General features: G+C 52.7%; 19 protein-coding genes and 1 pseudogene. 8 read left to right on the top strand and 12 right to left on the bottom strand.

All coding sequences use genetic code 11. The features are described 5' to 3' along the window. Window positions 1-31: 31 nt before the first annotated feature. On the bottom strand, window positions 32-814 hold the full coding sequence (locus tag AOA60_RS09520) for a helix-turn-helix domain-containing protein (protein WP_099584205.1): 783 nt from the start codon (window positions 812-814) through the stop codon (window positions 32-34). 103 nt (window positions 815-917) lie between these two features. Here AOA60_RS09520 and AOA60_RS09515 point away from each other — a divergent pair. Beyond that, window positions 918-1,817, top strand: a pseudogene (locus AOA60_RS09515) (EamA family transporter). Between the two features lies 1 nt (window position 1,818). On the opposite strand, the gene cysC reads toward AOA60_RS09515, so the two are convergent. The 11 genes from cysC to AOA60_RS09460 form a co-directional block, all read right to left on the bottom strand. Further along, window positions 1,819-2,439, bottom strand: coding sequence for an adenylyl-sulfate kinase (gene cysC, locus AOA60_RS09510; protein ID WP_099584204.1), 621 nt, complete (start codon window positions 2,437-2,439; stop codon window positions 1,819-1,821). 118 nt (window positions 2,440-2,557) lie between these two features. Then, on the bottom strand, window positions 2,558-3,514 hold the full coding sequence (locus AOA60_RS09505) for a hypothetical protein (protein ID WP_099584203.1): 957 nt from the start codon (window positions 3,512-3,514) through the stop codon (window positions 2,558-2,560). A gap of 421 nt (window positions 3,515-3,935) precedes the next feature. Continuing rightward, on the bottom strand, window positions 3,936-4,643 hold the full coding sequence (locus tag AOA60_RS09500; protein WP_099584202.1) for an acylneuraminate cytidylyltransferase family protein: 708 nt from the start codon (window positions 4,641-4,643) through the stop codon (window positions 3,936-3,938). After that, a complete protein-coding gene (gene hisH / locus AOA60_RS09495; RefSeq protein WP_099584201.1) occupies window positions 4,640-5,290 on the bottom strand; it encodes an imidazole glycerol phosphate synthase subunit HisH in 651 nt (216 codons plus the stop codon). Before hisH ends, AOA60_RS09500 begins: the two co-directional genes overlap by 4 nt. After that, window positions 5,283-6,044 (bottom strand): imidazole glycerol phosphate synthase subunit HisF, encoded by a 762-nt coding sequence (gene hisF / locus AOA60_RS09490; protein WP_099584200.1) that lies wholly within the window; start codon window positions 6,042-6,044, stop codon window positions 5,283-5,285. Before hisF ends, hisH begins: the two co-directional genes overlap by 8 nt. Next, a complete protein-coding gene (locus tag AOA60_RS09485; protein WP_256592820.1) occupies window positions 6,041-7,294 on the bottom strand; it encodes an N-acetyl sugar amidotransferase in 1,254 nt (417 codons plus the stop codon). The genes hisF and AOA60_RS09485 overlap by 4 nt, the downstream gene beginning before the upstream one ends. 460 nt (window positions 7,295-7,754) lie before the next feature. Next, the gene (locus tag AOA60_RS09480; RefSeq protein ID WP_099584198.1) at window positions 7,755-8,447 is read right to left on the bottom strand and encodes an acetyltransferase; all 693 of its coding nucleotides are present in this window, start codon (window positions 8,445-8,447) and stop codon (window positions 7,755-7,757) included. Next, entirely contained in the window at window positions 8,444-9,529 is a 1,086-nt protein-coding gene (gene neuB, locus AOA60_RS09475) for an N-acetylneuraminate synthase (RefSeq protein WP_099584197.1), read from the bottom strand. Before neuB ends, AOA60_RS09480 begins: the two co-directional genes overlap by 4 nt. A 3-nt stretch (window positions 9,530-9,532) precedes the next feature. Next, entirely contained in the window at window positions 9,533-10,687 is a 1,155-nt protein-coding gene (gene neuC / locus AOA60_RS09470) for a UDP-N-acetylglucosamine 2-epimerase (RefSeq protein ID WP_099584196.1), read from the bottom strand. Next, the gene (locus AOA60_RS09465) at window positions 10,684-11,835 is read right to left on the bottom strand and encodes a LegC family aminotransferase (protein WP_099584195.1); all 1,152 of its coding nucleotides are present in this window, start codon (window positions 11,833-11,835) and stop codon (window positions 10,684-10,686) included. Before AOA60_RS09465 ends, neuC begins: the two co-directional genes overlap by 4 nt. 8 nt (window positions 11,836-11,843) lie before the next feature. After that, the gene (locus AOA60_RS09460) at window positions 11,844-12,824 is read right to left on the bottom strand and encodes an NAD-dependent 4,6-dehydratase LegB (protein ID WP_099584244.1); all 981 of its coding nucleotides are present in this window, start codon (window positions 12,822-12,824) and stop codon (window positions 11,844-11,846) included. A 685-nt stretch (window positions 12,825-13,509) separates the two neighbouring features. Between AOA60_RS09460 and AOA60_RS09455 the strand changes: the two genes are divergently transcribed. From AOA60_RS09455 to AOA60_RS09425, 7 genes are all read left to right on the top strand, one after another. Further along, window positions 13,510-14,577, top strand: coding sequence for a nucleotidyltransferase family protein (locus tag AOA60_RS09455; protein WP_099584194.1), 1,068 nt, complete (start codon window positions 13,510-13,512; stop codon window positions 14,575-14,577). Beyond that, window positions 14,534-15,019: a hypothetical protein gene (locus tag AOA60_RS09450; RefSeq protein WP_143522413.1), complete on the top strand. Its 486-nt coding sequence runs from the start codon at window positions 14,534-14,536 to the stop codon at window positions 15,017-15,019. The genes AOA60_RS09455 and AOA60_RS09450 overlap by 44 nt, the downstream gene beginning before the upstream one ends. A gap of 216 nt (window positions 15,020-15,235) precedes the next feature. Beyond that, entirely contained in the window at window positions 15,236-16,789 is a 1,554-nt protein-coding gene (locus AOA60_RS09445) for a hypothetical protein (protein WP_099584192.1), read from the top strand. Between the two features lie 5 nt (window positions 16,790-16,794). Then, window positions 16,795-17,646: an ABC transporter permease gene (locus tag AOA60_RS09440; protein WP_099584191.1), complete on the top strand. Its 852-nt coding sequence runs from the start codon at window positions 16,795-16,797 to the stop codon at window positions 17,644-17,646. After that, window positions 17,643-19,043 (top strand): ABC transporter ATP-binding protein, encoded by a 1,401-nt coding sequence (locus AOA60_RS09435; RefSeq protein WP_099584190.1) that lies wholly within the window; start codon window positions 17,643-17,645, stop codon window positions 19,041-19,043. The genes AOA60_RS09440 and AOA60_RS09435 overlap by 4 nt, the downstream gene beginning before the upstream one ends. Before the next feature lie 54 nt (window positions 19,044-19,097). Next, window positions 19,098-20,252, top strand: coding sequence for a hypothetical protein (locus AOA60_RS09430; RefSeq protein WP_143522412.1), 1,155 nt, complete (start codon window positions 19,098-19,100; stop codon window positions 20,250-20,252). A gap of 3 nt (window positions 20,253-20,255) precedes the next feature. Continuing rightward, window positions 20,256-21,959 carry a hypothetical protein gene (locus tag AOA60_RS09425; RefSeq protein ID WP_099584188.1) on the top strand — a complete coding sequence of 568 codons (1,704 nt, stop codon included), beginning with the start codon at window positions 20,256-20,258 and terminating at the stop codon, window positions 21,957-21,959. The last annotated feature ends 1 nt before the right edge of the window (window position 21,960 follow it).

Raw genomic sequence — 21,960 nt, 5'->3', positions numbered from 1 at the left:
AATCCTGACCGACGTGGCAACAGCAAAGGCCTCAGAACTGCGCCCCGGCCCTTGATTTAGCCAGGTAGAGCGCCGGAGAGTCCCCCAGGTTGCGCCGGAACACCGACGTGAACGCACTGGAACTGCTGAAACCCAACCCGAGCGCCACCTCGGTGATGGAAGCGCCATGGCTCAACCGCGCAGTGGCCTCCAGCAGGCAAACCTGCTGACGCCAGGACACAAACGTCATTCCCGTGCTTTCCTGGAAATGGCGGGTGAAGGTGCGTCGGCTCATATTCGACCACAGCGCCATCTCGTCGAGGGTGATTTTTTGCGTGGGCGCACCCAGAAAACGCTGACAGGCCCGCGCCAGCCGTGGCTCGCCAGGCAATGGCGCGCTGAGGGGCAATTGCGGCATGGCGCCGATTTCATCAATCAACAGCGTCAGCACGCAGCGATGCCTCTCACTGAGCGGCGCCGAGGGCTCAATAGCCAGCGCGGCCTCCAGCAAATGCCTGAGCAAAGGCGACACTTCAAACACCTGGCAGCGCGCCTGCAACCGTGCGCGCCTGACGGCATTGGCGTTCAAGTAGGTGTTGAGCATCACCACCTCCCCGCGCATCTGCATTTCATGGGGCACACCACCGGGCACCCAAATCGCCCGCTGGGGCGGCACTACCCAATTGCCGAGGTCGGTGAACATTTTCAGCGCACCCGCAGAGGCATAGGCGAACTGCCCGCGTGAATGGGTGTGCCGCTCAAAGACGGTGCCATTGGGGTATTCGCGCAGCGTTACCACGGCATCAGGACTGGTTGAATCAAAGTCTGGAATCATGGCCCGATTCTGTCAAAAGATGACCTGACATAGCAAGCGGGCCAACCGCGACCGCCCTAACATAAACGGCCTCAAAGAAGGGTAATGACCCGGGGAACATTCCATGCAGAAAAAACACCTGGCACTGGCCGTGCTCGTCACTCTGATGTGGGGGGTCAACTTCCCCGTCACCCAACTGGGCCTGCGCTCGGTCGACCCTTTTGTGCTGACCTGCATCCGCTTTACTTTGGCCGCCCTGCCACTGGTGTTTTTCATCAAGCGCCCTGCCGTCAACTTCGGCTACGTGGCCGCCTAGGGCTTTATCTTCGGGCTGGGCATGTGGGGCGTAATCAATTACGGAATTCAGATCGGTGTAAGCCCTGGTATCGCTTCATTGATCATTCAACTCAGCGTGTTCTTCACCATGGGCTGGGGCCTTGTGCTGTCCAGGGAGAGAGTCCGCAAGGCACAGATCGTCGGCGCCTTGCTGGCACTCAGCGGCCTGGCGGGCATCATTTGCACCCAGGAAGGCCATCACGCCGTCCTGGGTGTGATGTTGATCGTACTGAGCGCGCTGGCCTGGAGCATGGGCAACGTCATCATCAAGAAGTCCGGGGTCAAGGAGATCTTCGCGTTCATGGTGTGGGCCAGCCTGTTTCCGCCGATCCCGTTGTTTCTCACGGCCTGGCTGATGCACCGCAGTGCGCCCTTCGAAGACTTACAAAGCAGCCTCGACCTGACGGCGATGCTGTCTATCCTGTTCCAGGTGTACCTGGCCACGCACTTTGCATACTGGGGCTGGAACTCGCTGCTCAAACGGTACCCAGTGTCCACAGTGGCGCCGCTGTCGTTGCTGATTCCGATGTTCGGGATCAGCAGTTCAATGCTGATCCTCGGTGAGCGTATTTCCACGCCGAACCTGATCTCGATCGCGATCGTTATCGTTGGACTGGCGGTGGGTTTAGTTCCCTGCTATGGACGGCGAGTAAAAACTCAAAATAAATCTTCGGCCAGAATATCGTAGGTCACCGATCAGTTTTCGCAGGAATATGCTCAGCGACGTAATCAACCAGTTGGCTCAGGCTTTGCTCGAACGTCTGGTTAGCCGTATCGATGACCAAATCGGGGTTCAAGGGGTGCTGGTACGGTGAATCTATACCCGTGAAGTCGAGAATTTCTCGGGCCCGGGCCTTGCGATACAAGCCCTTGGGGTCACGTATCTCACACGTTGCAAGGTCCGCCGCAATATAAATTTCGTGGAAAGACGTGTTACTGGCTGCGGCACGAGCACGAGCGCGCCCCTCGCGATAGGGGGAGATAAACGCCGTGATGCAAATGATGCCCGCATCAGCAAACAGTGCCGCCACCTCACTGACCCGCCGGATGTTCTCTGTTCTATCGTCTTCCGAAAATCCAAGATTGGCGTTAAGTCCTCGGCGAACATTGTCTCCATCCAGCGTGTAGCAAGCATAGCCAGACCTGAGCATATGCGCCTCCAAGGCCATCGCCAAACTCGACTTTCCGGACGCAGAAAGGCCCGTAAACCAAATCACAGCGCCTTGTGCCCCCATGTAATGGGCGCGATCAGCCTGAGTAACGTGGTGACTGACAGGCGTAAGGGTAGAGGTATCGACAGGCAACTTCATAAGAGTGATCCCGCGTCTCCCAACGCACGAATTAGAACTCGCCAAGCGTACTGCTCAACATCGTTCGGTTGTGGAAAATAGCCCAGCGCACATCGGTCGTGAAGAGCTTGTGAGGCGATCATCCACCCACTTCTGCCAGGTAAGTGGATAAATATTCGCTCGGAAAAGAGTATCGTCCCAATCCGCTCAAACCGTAAATGATTTCCTCACGCCATTTCTCGAGGAATACCGTGGAGACCTGGCGTCTATCAACGCTAACCCCTACGGCGCGAAGCAATCGTCGGCTCCGCCTCGTGGAGTCGGGGTCGTTCTCAATGTAGTACGACAGAAAACTACGCTTTATCGAGTTCAAGTGAGGAAGCAGGAACTGCTCGGGTTTTCCCTGTTGATCTGCTGAAAGTACTTTTACAATTCGATTCAACACTCGCATGGCCTGAAGTTCATGGCCGGCCAGAGAACGGTTATGTTGAATGCTTTCTGGGGAGCGGGGCCTCAAGGTAAAGCCTGCGTGGCCCTCAATCATGTCGTAGAAACGATCGGGTTGGTCGCGTAATAACTCTACGGGAATCACCAGGACATTTGAGGCGCCAAATTGGGAAGCGTAAAGATCATAAAGCCTCGTGTAATTCAATAATTCGAGCAACATGGCATGCCAGCGTTCGGCAAATACACCCGGGTTTTCAGAGGCCCCCTCTTTTACCGCCTGATTGTAGTAGCTGTCCACAAACGACAGGGGGCTTCGCGTAACAATCAGCACTTTAGCGTCGGGCAACTCATGCTTCAACGCCGCAGCTACCAGGCTTTGGTACGCTTGGATTTCACGTGTCGTTACCGGTCTCGGAGCCCAGCCGCAGAGTTCTTCACTGCTCACGAAAACAGGCGCGTCAGTCCGTAGTTGGTGTGGCGCTATACTCGAATCCCCCGGCCCGCAAAGATAAACTTCCAGCGAAGCTGCGTGGACAATGTTCTGTGCGTAATTGTGCCATTGCAGCACCTGCACATCACCTCGTTGCTGTGCTGCGGCCTGTATATAGGTTGACGCTGACTTGGGGAGGCCAATATGAATCAGCTTCATTACATATCCTGTCGAGGTGCCACGAAATGATCGACGCCAATTAGAAATCCTGAAAGCCAGAAAAACACAACTGCCGCCAAACTTTGAAATGGCATTACCTTAGCGAACCAGCTGCCAAGAACTACCAACGAAAACGTATGCCCTACCAGAACTACAAAAGCGGCAAACGCACGTATCGTATTGAGCATAGCAGACTGACGAATGGTCAATCTATTACTTACACAAAGCCTCCTTTTTTATTATTCATCAAAAAACCATCAAGACATTTCTGAATTTATTATTATGAAGAGATATACGCTTTTTTACCGTACTATTATGCGAGCCCGGCAGATTGCACTTGCAAATAACCTGCACGCCCTCGCGCACGCACGAAAATACCGTCACCCCAATGACAATGACGGATTTCTTAGACTTAACCGGCTTATGAAGTGTGGTTCCGCATGCCTGCCTGCTTGAGCATACGTACCGCAACATCCCAATCCTCGGGGGTATCAATATCAAGCGACTCGCGACTGTCCGTCATTACTAACGGCACAGTACCGGGGCCTACAAAGCGCTTCTGCTCACGGAGAACACTTGGTGCGATCAGGTAAATGGCACCGTTCAGCGTGAAAGCCGGTTCCAGGTCTTGAGAGCGCGTCGACAGGCGCTCCCAACCAAGGAAAGGCGTCATGGTGCTCCCCTCCAACCTGAAACACCAAGCTGGATGAGAGGTGACTGCAGTAACACTGACAACGGCGCAGGAAACATCCTGCTGATACTGCAATACCGCGCGCCGAATGGACTCTGCCGAACGAAAGGGAGAGGTTGGCTGAAGCAACATGACACCATCCACGGCCCCATGGACAGCTTCATATTCATCCAGCACCTGCACCACTACGTCAAAGCTGCCGGCGGTGTCCGTGGCCAAATGCGCAGGTCTCATACTGAGAACACTGCCACCAAACGTACGAGCAATATCCGCAATCGCCACATCATCCGTTGAGATCACGACATCGGTGACAACACCACTTTGCTGCGCAGCTTCAATAGTCCATGCAATCAATGGTCGGTCACCCAAAACTTTGATGTTCTTTCCGGGTAAACGTTTGGATCCGCCCCTTGCGGGTACGATTGCAAGGATTTTCATTTCAACGCCACAAAGTTGCTCAACATCGACAACCCCACCTTGCCGCTCTTTTCAGGATGAAATTGAGCCCCCCACACATTGTCGCGCCCGATGACAGCCGCCACGGCAGTATCGCCATACACGCAATCCGCAACGCGATGAGCGCTATCCTCGGGCACAGCCATGTAGGAGTGCACAAAATAGACGGCACTATTATGCGGCTCTATCGAGTCCAGCAAAGTTTCATTCCAAGAAGCGCGCCCTGCGGCACAAACCAGATTAGACCAACCGATATGAGGAATTTTCAGACGCGCACCGCTGTTATCAAGGGCTGGTATGGGTTCCACCTTACCTGGGATCAACCCCAAGCCGTTGATAAGACCGAACTCGTGACTGCAATCCAGCAACAGCTGCATTCCCAGGCAAATACCGAAAAGTGGCGCACCTGATGAAGCGTACTCTTTGATTGCCTGATCCATTCCGTTCGAAGACAACATCGTCATCGCGTTGGAAAATGCTCCCACACCAGGCAATAGAACCTTAGTGGCGTTCTGCAACGCATCGGGATCGGATACCAAGTTTACGGTAGCGCCGCAGTGCTCAAGCGCCCGGCGGACGCTGAACAGGTTACCGACGCCATAATCAATAACAGTAACTACATTACTCATAGGTTCGAACCCGGATCCCGCCCGCAGAGGCTTCTGTTCGGATGTCAGCCAGCGATGCTCGCTTATAGTGAAGGATGTCAGCCATAGCGACTGCATCCGCCCCCACCCTGACCACCTCGACGGCATCCTGGGCTTTGCCCATGCCGCCGCTGGCAATAACAGGAATATTGACTGAATCGGTCACCGCCTGAACAAGCGCCAGATCGAAACCTTTGCGCGTTCCTTCACGATCGACAGAGGTCAGCAGAATCTCTCCGGCCCCCAGCGCCGCAGCCTTCTTTGCCCAGTCGACGACGTCAATACCGGTGCTTTCACGACCATTGTCGGTGAACACTTCCCAACGTTCCGGCGATACGCTTTTCGCCTCAATAGACAAAACCATGCATTGGCTGCCGAAGCGTCGAGCGATCTCAGTGATCAACTGTGGATTGCTGACCGCAGCGGTATTGACGGCGACCTTATCAGCACCACATCTGAGCAAATGAGCGACGTCGTCAGTAGACCGCACCCCTCCACCGACGGTCAGAGGAATGAAAACATTCTCTGCCGCCTGCTTGATCAACTCACTCAGGCTGTTGCGCCCATAAAGACTGGCAACGCAGTCCATATAGATCAACTCATCAATGCCCTGCTCGTAGTAGCGCAGAGCATGTTCGTTAGGGGAGCCGATGACGCGGAGCCCCTCAAGATGAATACCTTTAATGAGATTGGCACCTTTGACATCAAGGCGGGCAATCAGTCGCGTGTTACTCATTCAGCGCTGACCTGAGGATTCCAAGGCGTGTAACGCAGCTTCCACTCGCCATCAACCACATGCCACAGATGCGGAGAACGGAAACGGTCACAGGTTTCCAGGAATTCTTCACGGGTCATGCTGATGTAGTCCAGAAATTCCTTTTCGTAGCGCGATGGATATTCACCTTCATAACGCTGCATCAAGGCGATAGCTTCGTCCTTGTCGATGTGGTGGTTACGAATTTCCTGAGCGGAGTCCATCATCGAGCGGCCCACGCCAAATTTGATCCAGCGAGTGAAGTAGAAGAAACCATCCACCTTGTCATCAAGGCTGTTGTACTTGGAGTACGTCCCTTCGGTACGAACAGGATTGGCTTCAAAGCCGGTATTTTCTACGGCGTAGTAGTAGGCTTCCTGCGGTACCCACTTCTTGTAGTAGCCCAGGTATTTGAAATCGATACCCTTACGTTCAAGCACTTCAGCAGGCATTGGCAGATAACTTTTCAGATCGACCAGTGGAACGCCTTCGTCCAGGTACTCGCCAATTTTCTTGCCGCCCAGATAAACATCGCGAACGTCTTTACCACCGAAATAATCCAGCGAAAAACCCTCGCTTTCCGCCACTTCATTGGCGGCAGCGTAGCTTGAGGTTTTATGGGAAATCTTTTCGCCGTATTCGCCTGGCATCTCCCCGTAGAAGATCAACGGAATATTCAGTTGCGCTGCCATTTTGGCAACGAACGTCTTCTGCCCCAAAATGAATGGCTGAAAAGGGTGCAGTAGGTTGATTGTCGCATTGCGGGTCAGCAAGCGGTGGATCTTGCCATTGGGGGTATACAGATAGTTATCGAAGCCACCGACATGCAACCACTGCTGGAAGTTTTTCCAACCGATATCTGTATACAGATGCGGTGACCAGGTCACGGTCAGAGGATTCATGCCGTATTTGTATTTCAGCAAGTGAGACTGCATCGCGCTGTCTTTACCACCACTGCCACCGACGATGCAGTCATAGGTGCCGTCGGACTTGCGATGTTGGTTGCACAACTCGACGAGTTCGCGCTCACGCTCATCCCAATCGATTTCGCCGTCTTCCTTGAGGATGTTGAAACGGCAAGCGTGACATACACCCTCTTCGTCAAAGCTCAAGGTTGTCTTGGTCGAGCCATGGCTGTGCGCGTACTCATTGCTCGACATCGGCTGCTGGTTCGACATGTTGCACTTCTTGCAGAACTTAACGTCGCGCGGCAACCCGTAATAAACTTCCAATTCACTTTTTGGCTTGCTGAACCTTGAAAGATCTATAGATGAACCCGGGGCAATTTTCAAAACCAATCTCCAATCACGAAATTATTTATTGAACAGTGTACTTGTACGTGCCAACAGCGAGTCGTTGGGTCTGCAATCGCTACCACCCCGCTTGCTGCACGCGCTCAAACAACATTGGTATATCGCTCTGACCCGCAGCAAACGAATCCATCGAGTACGACGGGGCCACACGCAGATACCAGCGCTTACGTGTCTTCTGTTTTTCGGCCATTCATTTAGGCCGGCATTTTTTGTATCTTCAGTCGGATAATATTTCTTCCTTTCGCTCCACCTGGCCGAATCTGAAAACTGGCGAAATCATTGGAATGCGTCAGGCACAAAATCGCCGCGCAGCCCAACTCATGGGGTGCGAGCGAGGGCCTGACAGGCGCTTTTTCCCACAGATGTTGTTCAACTGAGCTCATGATTTTTTTGGCTGAACTTTGAATTTAGACTCATGGATCCGCATTGGAGAACTCACCACCAAATGCCCTGCTTGCAGGTCCCTGACCAACGTACTTCCCGCTGCCACGATGGCGCTCTCGCCAATACTAAGGCCTTGTATCGTGGTTGACCCCGCGCCTATAAAAGCACCGGCGGCCACTCTGACCCCACCGCATAGAACAGCCGCGGGAGCAATATGTACATGGCTTGCGATTATACAGTCGTGATCGATTCTGGCCCCGGTATTTATTATTGTGTTGGCTCCAACGACTGAATCGGGCTGAATCACGGCCCCAGCCATGACTTGAACGCCCGGCTCAAGCACCACAGTGGAGTCGATCCACGCAGCCGAATGCACGAGCGGTGGAAAACGAAAACCCTTGGCCGTCAACGCCAGAAATACCTGTATCCTACGATCATTGCCAACAATTTGTCCCAGGCCATTAGCAAGCGCAACTTGTGTCGGATCCAGCTCATCAAGCGCCTCATCCCCGCCCAACACTCTGACGCCACGCCAGAATTCGATACCGCTCTGTGCCAGAACAGGATCGCAGACCCCTTCCACGACCGCACCAACGGACTGAAGAAGTGCCAATAGCACCTTCGCGTGCCCCCCCGCGCCAAGAATGACAAATGGAAGCTGGAAGGCGTCGTGACCTGACCAAGTCATTCGATAATCTCACCGGCACGATAGTTGCGAGGAGCCACCACCCCGACACGCTGCCACAACTCAATCGCAGCCAAGCCACTGCCAGAACGCGCGGTAGTGAGATCGGCTCGGGAGAGTCTCTGCCCAGAAGTAATTTCGCGCGCAGCAACAACCTGCTGACGAGCAGCCTTGCGGGTATCCCACTCACTGGGTTGCGGCGACTTACCCGCTTTTCCGAGAGCCAGTTCCAACGCCCTTATCTGCCGCACCATTTCAGCGAGTTCAGAGGGTTCCAGCGATGCCTTGTGATCGGGACCCGGCATGGAGCGATTCAACGTGAAATGTTTTTCGATTACGGTTGCGCCACGGGCAACTGCGGCAACGGGTACGAGTAAACCCTCCGTATGGTCCGAGTACCCGACTTCAAGTCCGAATGCCTGTTTCAATGTATCCATGGCCCGAAGGTTAACTTCCGACATTGGCGTAGGATACTGCGAAGTACAGTGCAGCAGCGTGACATGACCAACCAATCGGCTGCTTGCCTCATCATCACTCCAGCACCGCCAAACCTCCTCCATATCCGCTGGCTCGGCCTCATTGCACAATGCGTGCGCAACAATGGCCAGACCTTGCTCGACCTCACTCAGTGTCGCCATGCCCGTCGACAGGATGAGCGCCTTCCCGGTCCTGGCAAACTGCCAAAGTAGCGGCCCGTTGGTCAACTCCCCTGAAGGAACCTTGAAAAATGGAATATCCAGCGAACACAGAAAATCCAGGCTATCGCTATCAAAGGCAGTGCTAATGAACTCAATGCCACGGGCGTTCGCATGGCTTTGCAAGTCTGCATGCCACGCGCGAGGCAGCTCTAGCTTTTGCAACATCGCCAACTGGCTTTCAGCCGCGTCGGTATTTTCCTGCTGGTACAACGCCTTGGGTGCACTTGCGCAAGCCAGTTTCCGCGCATCAAAAGTCTGGAACTTTACCGCATCTGCCCCAGCGCTCGCGGCCACGTCGACCAGTTCGAAAGCCAGCTCGCGTTCACCATTGTGGTTCACACCCGCTTCGGCAATAACGTACACAGCATCTTTTTTGGATAGTTTCATACGTCAACTCAAGTCATGAAATTTTTTGTGACTCAATAGATCACAAGTTTCAAGAACGGCCACAATAGCCTCGGCCACCTCACCCTGCCCGTACGGATTGGCTGTATCGCGGCAGGAATGGGCGAAAGGCTCACTAAGTGCCAACGCGAGCGTTGCGACGATAGAATCTTTATCGGCCGGGCAAGCCAGCACGGAGTCGGCGCAAAGCCGACCGGCCTGACGCATACCAATGTTGACGGTCGGCACACCAAAAGACGGCACTTCGATGATCCCACTGGAAGAGTTGCCGACGACAGCTGCAGAGCGCGCGACGACACTAAGGTAACGCCGAAAACCCAATGAAGGGATCGCCAATACCCGATCAGCGTGGCGAGCAGCAAATTGCTCAAGTAGTGGAATGATCGCGCGACCGCCATTATCGGCGTTCGGATAGGTAAGAATGACGCGATAATCCGCGAACTCCTCCAAGGCCAGCAACAAGGCGGTAAAACTCCTCACCGGGTCCTCTTCAAGCGCCGTAACAGGGTGATAAGTTACTAAAATGAGCGGCGAATCCACAGCAAATTGGAGGCTATCGCCTAGCTCTTGTGCCGTCATCAGTGGCGTGCGCTTGATGTGATCAAGCCCCACCGCTCCGACATTGAAAACCCGCTCGGGACTTTCACCCATCTGAATGACACGCTGCCGATAGGCCTCAGCTGCCACGAAATGCAGATATGACATTTTCGTGATCGCATGTCGAATGGCGTCATCATAGGCGCCTTCAGTCAGCTCACCTCCATGCAGATGAACAACCGGAATGCGCATGACCAAAGCAGCCTGAACAATACTCAGCGCCTCGAATCGATCACCCAGTACCACAAGCACCTCTGGACGCAGCCTGTCCAGAGCATCAGCAAATCCCAGGGTGCCCAAACCCATTGACTTCGCAACGCCTACGTCGGTGTTGGAAGATAGAAGCATCTCAACCTTGGAATCGATGACAAACCCATCCTGCTCGATTTGTCGCCAAGTATCACCAAACTCAGGGGAAAGGTGCATGCAACTGACGATGGTTTGCAGCTCCAGCAGGTCGCTGGCCTGAATGCATTTCATCAGCCAATAGAGCAGACCGTACTCAGCCCGAGTACCGGTAAATACGGCGACGCGACGCGTCATGAGCGCCCCGCAGGCGGCACACTGCTTGGCAGGTTGACGATACGCTCCTCCAACCAATGCGAGTTGGTGAGGTCACCCTTCAAGCAGTGCTCATAAGTCGGCAGGTGGTTCATCAATTTCCAGATGGGCCGGGTCATCACGCCACTATCGTTGGTTGCTTTCAAGAGCGCGTCACGCTGCGCCTTATCGTTGCAAACAACCGCGTTCAACCAGTAGTTGGATTTGCCATGCGCCGGCTCGGTGAAAAACTGCAAGTCCGTTCGCGCCAGCTCATGCTGATAATTCATAGCCAGCTTTCGTTTGGATACGAGGAACGCCTTCAATTGCTCCAACTGCGCACAACCCAGGGCTGCATTGAGGTTAGGCAATCTGTAGTTATAGCCAACTTCATCATGTACGTATTCGTAGGCATGAGGCTGTTTGGCAGTAGTTGTCAGATGCTTGGCTTTGGCGCCCAGCACCTCGTTGGTGAGCAGCATACCGCCACCGCCAGTTGTAATGATCTTGTTGCCATTGAAACTGAGTGTGCCAATTAGCCCGAATGTTCCGGTATGACGCTCCTTGTAAGTACTGCCCAGAGACTCTGCAGCATCCTCGACCAGGGCCAAGCCCCAACGATTACAGACTTCCATGAGGGCATCGAGCGCCACGGGATGGCCAAATGTATGCATTGGCAGGCAGACCCTGATCACTCGATGGTCATTGCGCAGGCGGCAAACGCCATCAGCGTCGACAAACGCTTCGGACTCAAGCCAGGCATCCAAGGCTAACGGCGAAAGCCCCAATGTATCGCGGTCGACATCAACGAAAACAGGTTGAGCGCCACAATAGGCAATAGCATTGCATGTAGCGACAAACGTCAGGGACTGAGTAATGACCAGATCACCCGGCTTCACTCCCGCCAACAGCAGGGCTATGTGCAACGCTGCCGTACCATTCACGGTTGCCACTGCACGCTCACTGCCTGTGTAAACCTGCATGTCGTTCTCGAAACGGTCTACAAAAGCACCTACGCTGGAGACGAAAGTCGATTCGATCGTTTCTGCTACATAGGTTTTCTCATTACCGGAAAACACTGGGGCATGCAACGGAATAAATTCATTTGTTCCGTATTGATCGCGTACAAACCGGACGATGGCTTCAAACATATCGAGCCTCAAACGTTATAAATATTGGCTTTATATTTGCTGAGATTTTGAGGCTGAGAGAACCACTCGACGGTCTTTTCCAAACCTTGACGAATCGAATACTCAGGCTCGAAACCAGTCAGGCCATGAATCTTGGAATTATCACACCACAAGCGGAAAACTTCGGACTTTTCGGGACGCAGGCGCAGGTCATCCGCCAGGAACTCCACATCGCTATTCATCAACTCCCGGATAAGATTGAGCGTATCACCCACCGAAATCTCAAAATTCGAACCAATGTTCACTGTTTCACCAATCGCTTTCTCGCAACGGGCCAATTCCAGGAAGCCTCGGCAAGTATCAGCGACGTAGTTGAAGTCGCGAGTAGGCGTTACATCACCCAGCTTGATTTGCTTTTGGCCAGCAGCAATCTGGCTGATAATCGTCGGGATAACTGCCCGAGCAGACTGGCGGGGTCCATAGGTGTTGAATGGCCGGGCAATGGTCAATGGGAGATCGAATGCGTTGAAAAAGCTCATTGCCATCGCATCAGCGCCAATTTTTGAAGCGCTGTATGGCGATTGTGCCTGAAGCGGGTGCTTTTCATCGATAGGCACATACTGGGCAGTACCGTAGACCTCACTGGTCGATGTATGGATAACGCGTTTTACACCGTTTTCCAATGCAGCCTGGCAAATATTCAAAGTACCTTTGACATTGGTGTCTACATAACTGTCTGGTGCGACATACGAATAAGGAATCGCAATCAAAGCTGCCAAATGAAAAACGATGTCAACGTCTTTGGTGATGTGCTTGCAATAGTGCGGGTCACGCACGTCGCCATTAAGCACCTCAATTCGAGACAGGCAGTCGACATCCTCCAACCAGCCCCAATAATTGAAAGAATTATACTGAGACAACGCCTTGACCTTATAACCCTCACGCACGAGGAGCTCGGTCAAATGCGAGCCAATGAACCCATCCGCGCCGGTTACTAAAACTGTAGTCATCATTCAGCCCTTAACGTACTTGCCCTGAAGCTCCAAGGCCCAAGGCACAAAAAAACCACTTACGCATGAATCCTGGAAACGGACCTTGCTTCAAAAAAATGCGACACACTCACCCGTGACCACACCGGACGCCCTAGAGATCGCCGATTAGCAGCGCGTGCGGCAAGGCCCCACTGGCGAACATCTTGCACCGAACCGCACAACTCATGCCATCAGTACGCCAGGCAAAGCTCAAGCAGCTACGATGCCACAGCTCGCCCTGTCACGCAGTCAAGCAAAGGTCTTTATAAAAATTCAAACAGGGAGTGCGTTCCCTCGCGTTACGTGAAGGAAGCTTTGCCAGAATCTATTGCGTGTCGCCTGAAAAGCGCTTGGCAAGAAATCGATGAGAATGCATCCCTGCACTAATCGGTGGAGCATACCAGCTCAAAGAGCGCTGAAAAACATCCCAAGGCTACTCTTATCACAAAAACAATCATTGATACTCGCAGCCCTCCACGCGACCGTGTCTGCCACTGATCACTCTTATTGACTTACCGGACCTCTCGTGTACGCTTACTTCGCCCCTGTTCGACAGCTGCGACTGCGCTACAGATCGGCCACTCAAAAGATTCGGAGCGATGTAGATACAGTAGACAGGGACGCTCTGCTCCGAGGTACTCCAGTCAGATTAGGAAGTCGAAAAGTGAAGGATTGGAGAGATACCGTAGTCTCGCCGAACACCCCGTTACGTGAGGCGATTGTTCGCATCGACGCCTGTGGAATGCAAATGGCATTGGTGCTCGATGATGACGAAAAGCTGGTTGGGCTACTCAGCGACGGTGACGTGCGCCGGGCAATTCTTAAGGAAGTCCACCTGGAGACGCCTGTTGCCGAGGTGATGAATAACGCGCCACAGACTGCCCACGCTGCATCGTCGAGTAGTGAGCAATTGAACCTGATGCGCCGAGGCGTTCTGCATCATCTGCCATTGCTGGATGACGAACAGCGTGTGGTAGGTTTAGCCACACTTGATGCCCTGACGGGAATACTTGAGCGACCCAACTGGGTGATATTGATGGCTGGAGGCTTGGGACAGCGGCTACGCCCTCTGACCGAGCACTGCCCAAAACCGATGCTGATGATTGCCGGAAAGCCCATTTTGGAGTGCATTCTGGAGAGTTTCATTGAGCAAGGTTTCCGCAATTTCTTTCTCTCCGTCAACTACCTTGCCGAGGTGGTGCGTAACCACTTTGGAGATGGCAGCAAATGGGGTGTGCGAATACGCTATCTTGAAGAAAACAAACGGCTAGGCACAGCAGGCGCCCTATCGCTGCTGTCCAAACGCCCAGAGCATCCTATTCTGGTAATGAATGGTGATCTGTTGACTCATGCGCGCTTCGACGACTTGCTGCAGTTTCATGAAGACCACAATGCCGAAGCCACAATGACGGTACGCGAGTATGACTTTCAGGTGCCCTACGGGGTGGTAAAGGTCGATGGCACAGCCATTACCGGCATTGATGAAAAACCGATACACAGCTTTTATGTCAATGCTGGAATCTATGCCATTTCACCCTCCGTGCTCGACCAGATTCCCGAGAGCACTTTTTATGATATGCCCACCATGTTCGAGGACTTGATCGCGGCCAACAGGGCCACTGCGGCATTTCCCCTGCGTGAGTACTGGCTCGATATTGGTCGCATCGAAGAATTCGAACGAGCACAACATGAATGGTCTGCGCAAAAAACCGACAGGCAGCCTGCAAACTAACGCCAAACAGTACAGTGAATTTTCCATGAAAAAAATGCTTTTGCTTCTGACCCTTCTGACCGCCACCGTCGGCAGCATTGCCGGATGCGATCAAACCTCCGACAAACAAGCACAGGCTCTCGGCAGGCCAGCCAAAGCGGCCCCCGCAGTAACCCTTGAAAATCAGGCGCTTGAACTTTCTCTGTCTTCTCCCGAGGGTGCTGCACAACTGGCCGCGAAGTCTCCGGAAACCGTTGCCGTCGCTGCAATGCAAGCTTCCGAAAAGGCGCTGTCTGAAATAAAGTCCTCGCCGGAGTCAGCAATGCTAAGGCTTAACGCCTACGTACAACTTGCCTCGGCTGCCTCCGCCGCAGCCCCACAGTCACAAGTTGCGAAAGACGCAGCCCAAAAGGCAACGAGCGCAAAATTGCGTGCCGCAGCAGCGATCAAGGACGCTAAGTAGATAGCAGCCTAACAAAAAAGTGTTGAGGGCGGGCACCATGAGTGATCCGACTTCGTCGGCATACCGAGATTGTGCAAAAGAGCGAAAGGAACATTTAAAGGCCCGCACGCCGCAATTTTTGACGAAGAACTCCCGCTCTATTTTTTCAACCACATAACGACTTCATTAGCTTAGCGACGGAGATGTCAGGACGATGCACGCAACAAAAGGTGAGGAATGAAATTGGGCTCTCCACTCCCCGGCAAAAATGTGCTTTTTGTCGTAAACGAAGCCGGGGAGTTCGTCGAGCTTCGCCGTGTAGCGCTAGCTGCCAAGAAGGCTGGTTACGACGTCAGCTTCCTTTTCGTTCAAGCGGGCTATATCAACCTCAAGCCTGATCGTGCGTTTTGCCGCATGAACGGCTTCGGTGCCTACTATCCCGGGCGTCCGTTGAAGCGTTCTCTACTGTCGATAAAGTATGAAAATATCGCTAAGGAGCTTGAAAATGGTTATATCCCTCACTCCTTGGTGCAAAAGGGTACCCCCAAAGGTCGAGCATTCACATGGGCCGGCCTGATTCTGACAACAGTACTCAGCCCCTTTTTCAAGCTGCATGACTTCGCCACCCGCTCCAAGCAAAAGCGTGCGGAAAAAGCCAACAGCAAAAATTTCCAACCGTTTAATTACGCACGCCAGCTGTATAACGCCCTCAAGCCTTCGATGGTGGTTTTCGGCCAGGAATTCCCGGGGTCGGTAAATACCTTGCTGACGAAGATCTGCAACAAAGATAACGTCCCAACACTGATCGTCCCGTTCGCCGTAGGCACGGCCAAGGAAATGGTTGAAAGCCTCTCCGACAAACCGATGTACGAAGCAGACAGAAATATCCTTAACAAACTTGCAGCGTTTCTGTTTCCACACTGGGTTAACTACTACGCCTCGAAGAAGCTCCTTCGTCTGCCCGGCCAGCGCATATTTTTACTGGAAGCCTTCGGTTTCGCGCCGGAACACCCCTGGATCCCCAACAATAGCAACGTCACTTGCATCGCCGTCGAGAGCCCGGAAATGGAGCGTTACTATCGCCGCATGCGCTTCCCAGAGCAGCAGTTGCGCTTGACAGGGGCGGCATACGACGATGTCATGCATGCTGCAAGAGAGTCGCAAACCGCCCGAGAGCGAATTTTCCGAAGACTGCGCCTGGACCCTACAAAGCCTTTGCTCGTCTGCGCCTGGCCGACAGACCAATACGGTTCACGCAGCATTCCAATGGAGTTCAAGGACTACAAAGCACTCTGCAAAGCTTGGGCTAAAGCCCTGTCGAGTGTCAGCCGCTTTACTGACTTCAATGTGATAATTCGCCCACACCCCGTTACCGATCCCGAGCTTTTGAGTGAAGTCCTCAGACCTTATCGCCTGCATCATCGGGTCACCGATATAGACACACTTGAACTCGTTCCGGCATGCGATCTGTTTGTCGCGTGCGTGTCGTCAACTCTGCGCTGGGCGACAGCGTGTGGAATTCCAGCCATCAACTATGACTGCTACGACTACGGCTACACCGACTTCGATAACGCGAAAGGCCTTGTCACCACCAACCGCTACAGCGTCTTCCAATCGACCCTGGAGCAATTGACTGACAATAAGGAAGCATATGCCGAGGCGCGAGCCAACCAAGTTGAATGCGCTCATGAATGGGGCCTGCATGACGGTAAATCGATGGCGAGAATTATCGAGCTGTTCGACGAACTGACCGGTGCTCAGCCTCTCTCCCCCCCCCCAAGCAGAACCTGACCCTAATGAGTACCGAAGAAAAAATCCGCCCGCATCTCAAGGAAACGGTTGTCAATAATTCCCGCCGTTTCGACTTGCGCGGACTGATCAAAACCCTATGGGACTTTCGATTACTGTTGTGGGTATTCTGCAAGCGTGATCTTAAGGGACGTTATACACAGACGATATTCGGATTGGGCTGGGTCGTTCTGACCCCGCTCATTACCGTTGGCGTATTCGTTATCGTGTTTGGCATCATGGTGAAGGTGCCGACTGATGGTCTACCCACCATTATGTTTTACCTAGTGGCGGTCATACCCTGGTACGCCTTCATGAACGTCCTCAATCCCTCGGTTCAGATGATCGAAGGCAACGCCGGCCTGATCACCAAGGTCTACTTCCCTCGCCTGCTCATTGGCGGTGCGTACGCTGTAGGCGCGGCAGTTGACTTCCTGATCGCCTACACGTTACTGATCACGCCTTTCGCCATTATCTATGACGTCTGGACGATTCAATTGCTACTCATCATGCCGTTGCTACTCGCCTGTACACTCATGACGGGCCTCGGCATAGGCCTGATGCTCGCCCCTTTGAATGCCAAGTATCGTGACGTAAAACACTTGGTCCCGCTGGCATTACAACTTTTTTATTACTCAACTCCTGCTATTTACCCGGTCTCGGCCGTCCCTCCGTGGGCAAAACCCTGGTATGCGGTCAATCCGCTCTCTCTGGTGATTACCGGCTACCGTGACGCCATGCACGGGCACTGGCCCGCGCAATCCACCCTGCTTACGCTCATTGCCATTGCGGTGACTTGCTTCTCGGTTGGCGTGTTTATATTCCAGCACTTCGATAAAAATGTGGTAGATACCCTATGACATGGGCAATTCGTTGCGAGAACATTTCCAAACTTTACCGGATTGGCAAGTCGAACGTTACAGCTGCCGAAATGATCAATATGCGCATCCGGTGGATGCTCGGCCGAGTGATTAACCCGCTGCAAAAGTCGAAAAGCGCGAAACCTGTGGAAACCACTCACGAATCGCACACTATTCTTGACGCCATGCAGACCCAAGATGCGCCCGCCAACCACTTCTGGTCTCTAAAGGATGTGGACCTGGAGATAAAACAAGGCGATCGAGTCGGGATTATCGGTCCCAACGGCTGTGGCAAAAGTACACTGCTGAAAATCTTATCCAGAATCACATCACCCTCGCATGGTGGATTTCGTTTCCGTGGGCGCCTGATCAGCCTGCTGGAAATCGGCACAGGGTTTCACGGCGATCTAAGCGGCCGCGAAAACATCTACCTCAACGGCTCGATCATGGGCATGAAGCCTCAGGAAATCAGTCGCCGCATCGAGGAAATCATCGAATTCTCGGAACTCGGCGAACTGATCGACACGCCAGTGAAACGCTATTCCTCAGGCATGTATGTGCGCCTCGCTTTTTCGGTGGCAGCCCACCTCGAATCCGAGATCCTTATCGTCGATGAAGTTTTGGCCGTAGGTGATGCCGCGTTCCAGAGACGCTGCACCGAAAAAATGCTTCAAGTTGCGGACCAGGGACGCACACTGCTGTTCGTCAGCCACGACATGGATGCCGTCAACCGCATTTGCAATAGAGCCGTACATATGGCTCACGGGCGGATCATCAACGACAGCAAGATCGAACTGCCAAAAAGCGTCGAGGACAAACTACTTTCCACCCAAAGCGTTTCAGACATCACCCGCTCGTATATACGCTCAGGCATTCAGCTAACACCGGCAGTCACTTGGGCAGAGGCCAGCGCACCGATGTTCGACGACTGCGTAAGACTCGACTCGATTATGGTGCTTGATCAAAACGGCAAACCGAGCCCGGAATTTGATGTGAAGGAAGAGTTTGTTATCGAGGTCAAGTTCACAGTGCTTGAGGCGAAATGGCCGATCAATGTCCATCTTCATCTGAAAGACCTGGCGGGTCATTATGTATTGGTGAGCATGGACAATTTGTACACCGGCACTGAAGTGCGGGCGGTGGGCCAACATATCGAGCGCTGCACTGTGAAGTCGCCGTTGCTCAATGTTGGGGACTATCGTGTCGATGTCGACCTTTGGCCTGGCGCTGAAATCGATCACCGCATCATCAAACAGGCCGTTATCAGCTTTACGGTTGCCGATGACAGTGAGCCGACCGGGGTTCGCGGGAACTGGCCCAACGCATGGCCCAACTGCATGGTGCGGCCTCACCTATCCTGGGACGTTGATACGCCCGTAAACCGTCCGGTGCGATAGTCAGTGGTCGTTGACAATACGCACACCCTTTCCCCAGTCTTCCAGGGGCAAGACGTGATTTTGATCTCGTCTCCACATCAACTTTTACATGCTCTCTGCGCGCTTCGATTCGATAGAGAAGCCAGGAACCTTGCAATAGAAAGCCCGGCCACTCTTGTGATGTGGTCCTATCAAGTAACAGACCACTCGCCAAACTCGCAAAGCAGGCAATTCTTTGATGCCGCACTCAAAGGTTTTCCGTTCATCACCGCAATGCTGCCATCACTAAAAGAGCGTAAAGGGCCATTATCAGCGTACCAAAAATTGTCAAAACGCTCAGCGTGGCTCAGGGATTATTTGAACATTGTTCCTGGAGAATGTGCAGCGTTCTATTACGCGCACGATGCTAGCTCGGAACATACTGCGCAGGTATTCATGCAGGCTCTATCGGCAAAACGAAATATTTGTTATGGCGACTCACCGGGATTTCTCTATCCGCCTACAAAGCCCCCTGCCCCGACCTTTGATTTCAGCCTTCGCGGGCTAAAGAATTTTTTTTGGTTCACCCGCGTGAACATCGCAGCGCAATGGATTGCAGCGGAGACGGCGTTGACCGTGATCGATTTTGATGATCTGGACCGGTCCCTTCCCCACCCTCACCACACCGTCATACCTAGCGAGATTCTCGTACAGACTCTCACTACGCTGAAGCGGTTTTTCACGCCTGCACTACGGCTTGAACAGGAAATTGGCGCCAGGTCGGAAACGGAACTCGCTTGGGTGCTCATCCTCAGCAATTTCACGAGCAGTAAACTGACAGTCGAGTCGGATGAACTCGAATTGTATGTCCAGATCTGCAGAAAGCACATAGTACCGGGTGGGACAATTTACATTAAAAGGCATGCGGGAACGCCTGCTGCATTCGTCACGCAGTTATTACGGCGTCTTGACGACTATAAAGCAGAAAAGCTTCCTGACCGCCTGGATTGCTTGCCTATTGAGTTCCTAAGTCAAGTACTCGAATCGTGCGGCATAATTTCCGTGTCGTCCGCATCAGCGCTGTTGAGCTTACTGAATGCTCCCCGTCTGATTCATGCACTCACTGCAGAAAATATTGACACTTTCTTTCGCCCCCACCATAAAAAATATATGACTCTGGCAAACGAACAAATATTAAAAAAAACCAAACATGCCCAACCTGCACTTCCCCCCAACATCTTTAAGAACTGAATAATGCTCCGTCTCAATATAAAAAATGTTCCCTTCGTATTTATTACGATAATGACCGCTTTCGCTTTCCCAACGCTAGTGATTGCCCAACACGAAGAAAAAGACAACGTCATTACCCTCATTGAAAGCGTCCCCTACACTATCAGTAAGCCAGGAAACTATAAGCTGGAACGATCGCTGCAAAGTGATCGTAACGGCATTGAAATTCTCGCCAGCAACGTCATCATCGACCTCAATCAAAATACAATCAATGGCCCAACTGAAAGTGACAATATCGGATTTGGTATATTTTCCTTCGGCCAAAGTAACATAACTATAAAAAACGGCTTGATTCGCGGTTTTCAATACGGCGTTTATCTTTCCGGATTTTCCGATCTCGCCGCCGATTCTTCAACGCTGAAAGGGCGCAATCATTCAGTCAATAATATGGATGTTCGCTTTAGCACATTCAGGGGAATACGGGTTGAGGGCGAAAACTCAGTAATTTCTGACAATGTGATTTCAGACATTGGCGGAGACACTACCATTGAGAATGCATACGCCATGGGAATCGAAACTTATGGCAAAGAAATCCTCATTCAAAATAACAGCATTATGGAAGTAAGAGGTCAAGGAATTCAGGATATAGGTGAGGGCGTAGGGATTTCACTCTCCCGATATGGTGAAGGCAGCGTCGTGGACAATAACAGAATAGCCAATCGAGAGTTTGAAATAAGCAGCAGCTCTCCCGCCTGGCAAAACAGATCGAGGTCAACATACGGCATATGGGTAGGCGGTGATGGCGTCCAAGATATTGTCATCAGCAACAATACAATAAACAACTTTAAACAGGGCATAACTTTCAAACGATCTGAATCGGGCTCTTTCTCTGGCAACCGGGTTACCAATGCATTTATTCCTTATTACCTTCCTGAAAATCAAGAGAGAATAAGAGTCGTAGATCTAGGAGGCAATACATCAGATGAACAAACCCTTGAGTTGAAGCCTGGGCGGGCAACACCGGGCCAGATCGAAACGGTGGAGCCTCCTTACCTTACCTATCTTTCTCCTCTGCATCGCCACTCCAACCCTGCCTTTCTTCCTAGGCCAAACCCTACCAATGGCGACGATATCATCATCGGAATTGGTGAGCGGAACATGGTCGATTATTGGTCCCCGATCGACCCGAGCAAACCCGATAGCCCCGTATTTATTGACCTGATGGCAGGACGAGCGTCCGGTGGCGGTGGCAACGACCGCCTGATCAACATTCGTGGCGCCCAAGGCTCCTCATACGACGACATCATCCTCGGCGACGACCACGACAACTTACTGGCTGGTGGAAGTGGCAACGATCGTATTGAAGGCATGGAGGGTAATGACTATCTCTACGGCGATGACGGAAACGACGTACTGTTTGGCGGCCCAGGGGATGATGTCCTTGATGGCGGTGACGGTAACGATATTCTTTGGGGTGGCTCGGGCGCTGATACTTTCATTTTCTGGAAAGGCAGCGGCGGCGGAGAAACTATCATTGGAGACTTTTCAGGCAGTGTGGGTGAGCAAGATAAAATCGACCTTGCGGGCATTTTAGCCACCTTCGAAGACGTACTGGATGCGTCCGCAGAGGTGGGTGATGACCTGCTTATCACGCTGAACGCAGATGACTCAATCTTACTGCTCAATATGAAGAAAGAGGAACTCACGCCTAGTGACTTCATTTTCTAGC

Origin of the sequence: Pseudomonas sp. 2822-17 (assembly GCF_002742485.1) — a bacterium.
Taxonomy (GTDB): domain Bacteria; phylum Pseudomonadota; class Gammaproteobacteria; order Pseudomonadales; family Pseudomonadaceae; genus Aquipseudomonas; species Aquipseudomonas cyclaminis.
Note: the sequence above shows the minus strand (reverse complement) of the source record. Positions and strands in the feature narration are given on the sequence as shown.

Bases quoted from the DNA above. Each gene is read 5' to 3' on its own strand.
- AOA60_RS09450 (WP_143522413.1), top strand. From the start codon at position 14,534: ATGAATGGTCTGCGCAAAAAACCGACAGGCAGCCTGCAAACTAACGCC.
- AOA60_RS09435 (WP_099584190.1), top strand. From the start codon at position 17,643: ATGACATGGGCAATTCGTTGCGAGAACATTTCCAAACTTTACCGGATT.
- cysC (WP_099584204.1), bottom strand. From the start codon at position 2,439: ATGAAGTTGCCTGTCGATACCTCTACCCTTACGCCTGTCAGTCACCAC.
- hisH (WP_099584201.1), bottom strand. From the start codon at position 5,290: ATGAGTAATGTAGTTACTGTTATTGATTATGGCGTCGGTAACCTGTTC.
- AOA60_RS09480 (WP_099584198.1), bottom strand. From the start codon at position 8,447: ATGACTTGGTCAGGTCACGACGCCTTCCAGCTTCCATTTGTCATTCTT.
- AOA60_RS09520 (WP_099584205.1), bottom strand. From the start codon at position 814: ATGATTCCAGACTTTGATTCAACCAGTCCTGATGCCGTGGTAACGCTG.
- AOA60_RS09500 (WP_099584202.1), bottom strand. From the start codon at position 4,643: ATGAAAATCCTTGCAATCGTACCCGCAAGGGGCGGATCCAAACGTTTA.
- AOA60_RS09425 (WP_099584188.1), top strand. From the start codon at position 20,256: ATGCTCCGTCTCAATATAAAAAATGTTCCCTTCGTATTTATTACGATA.
- AOA60_RS09465 (WP_099584195.1), bottom strand. From the start codon at position 11,835: ATGTTTGAAGCCATCGTCCGGTTTGTACGCGATCAATACGGAACAAAT.
- hisF (WP_099584200.1), bottom strand. From the start codon at position 6,044: ATGAGTAACACGCGACTGATTGCCCGCCTTGATGTCAAAGGTGCCAAT.
- AOA60_RS09445 (WP_099584192.1), top strand. From the start codon at position 15,236: ATGAAATTGGGCTCTCCACTCCCCGGCAAAAATGTGCTTTTTGTCGTA.
- neuB (WP_099584197.1), bottom strand. From the start codon at position 9,529: ATGAAACTATCCAAAAAAGATGCTGTGTACGTTATTGCCGAAGCGGGT.
- AOA60_RS09460 (WP_099584244.1), bottom strand. From the start codon at position 12,824: ATGACTACAGTTTTAGTAACCGGCGCGGATGGGTTCATTGGCTCGCAT.
- neuC (WP_099584196.1), bottom strand. From the start codon at position 10,687: ATGACGCGTCGCGTCGCCGTATTTACCGGTACTCGGGCTGAGTACGGT.
- AOA60_RS09440 (WP_099584191.1), top strand. From the start codon at position 16,795: ATGAGTACCGAAGAAAAAATCCGCCCGCATCTCAAGGAAACGGTTGTC.
- AOA60_RS09505 (WP_099584203.1), bottom strand. From the start codon at position 3,514: ATGAAGCTGATTCATATTGGCCTCCCCAAGTCAGCGTCAACCTATATA.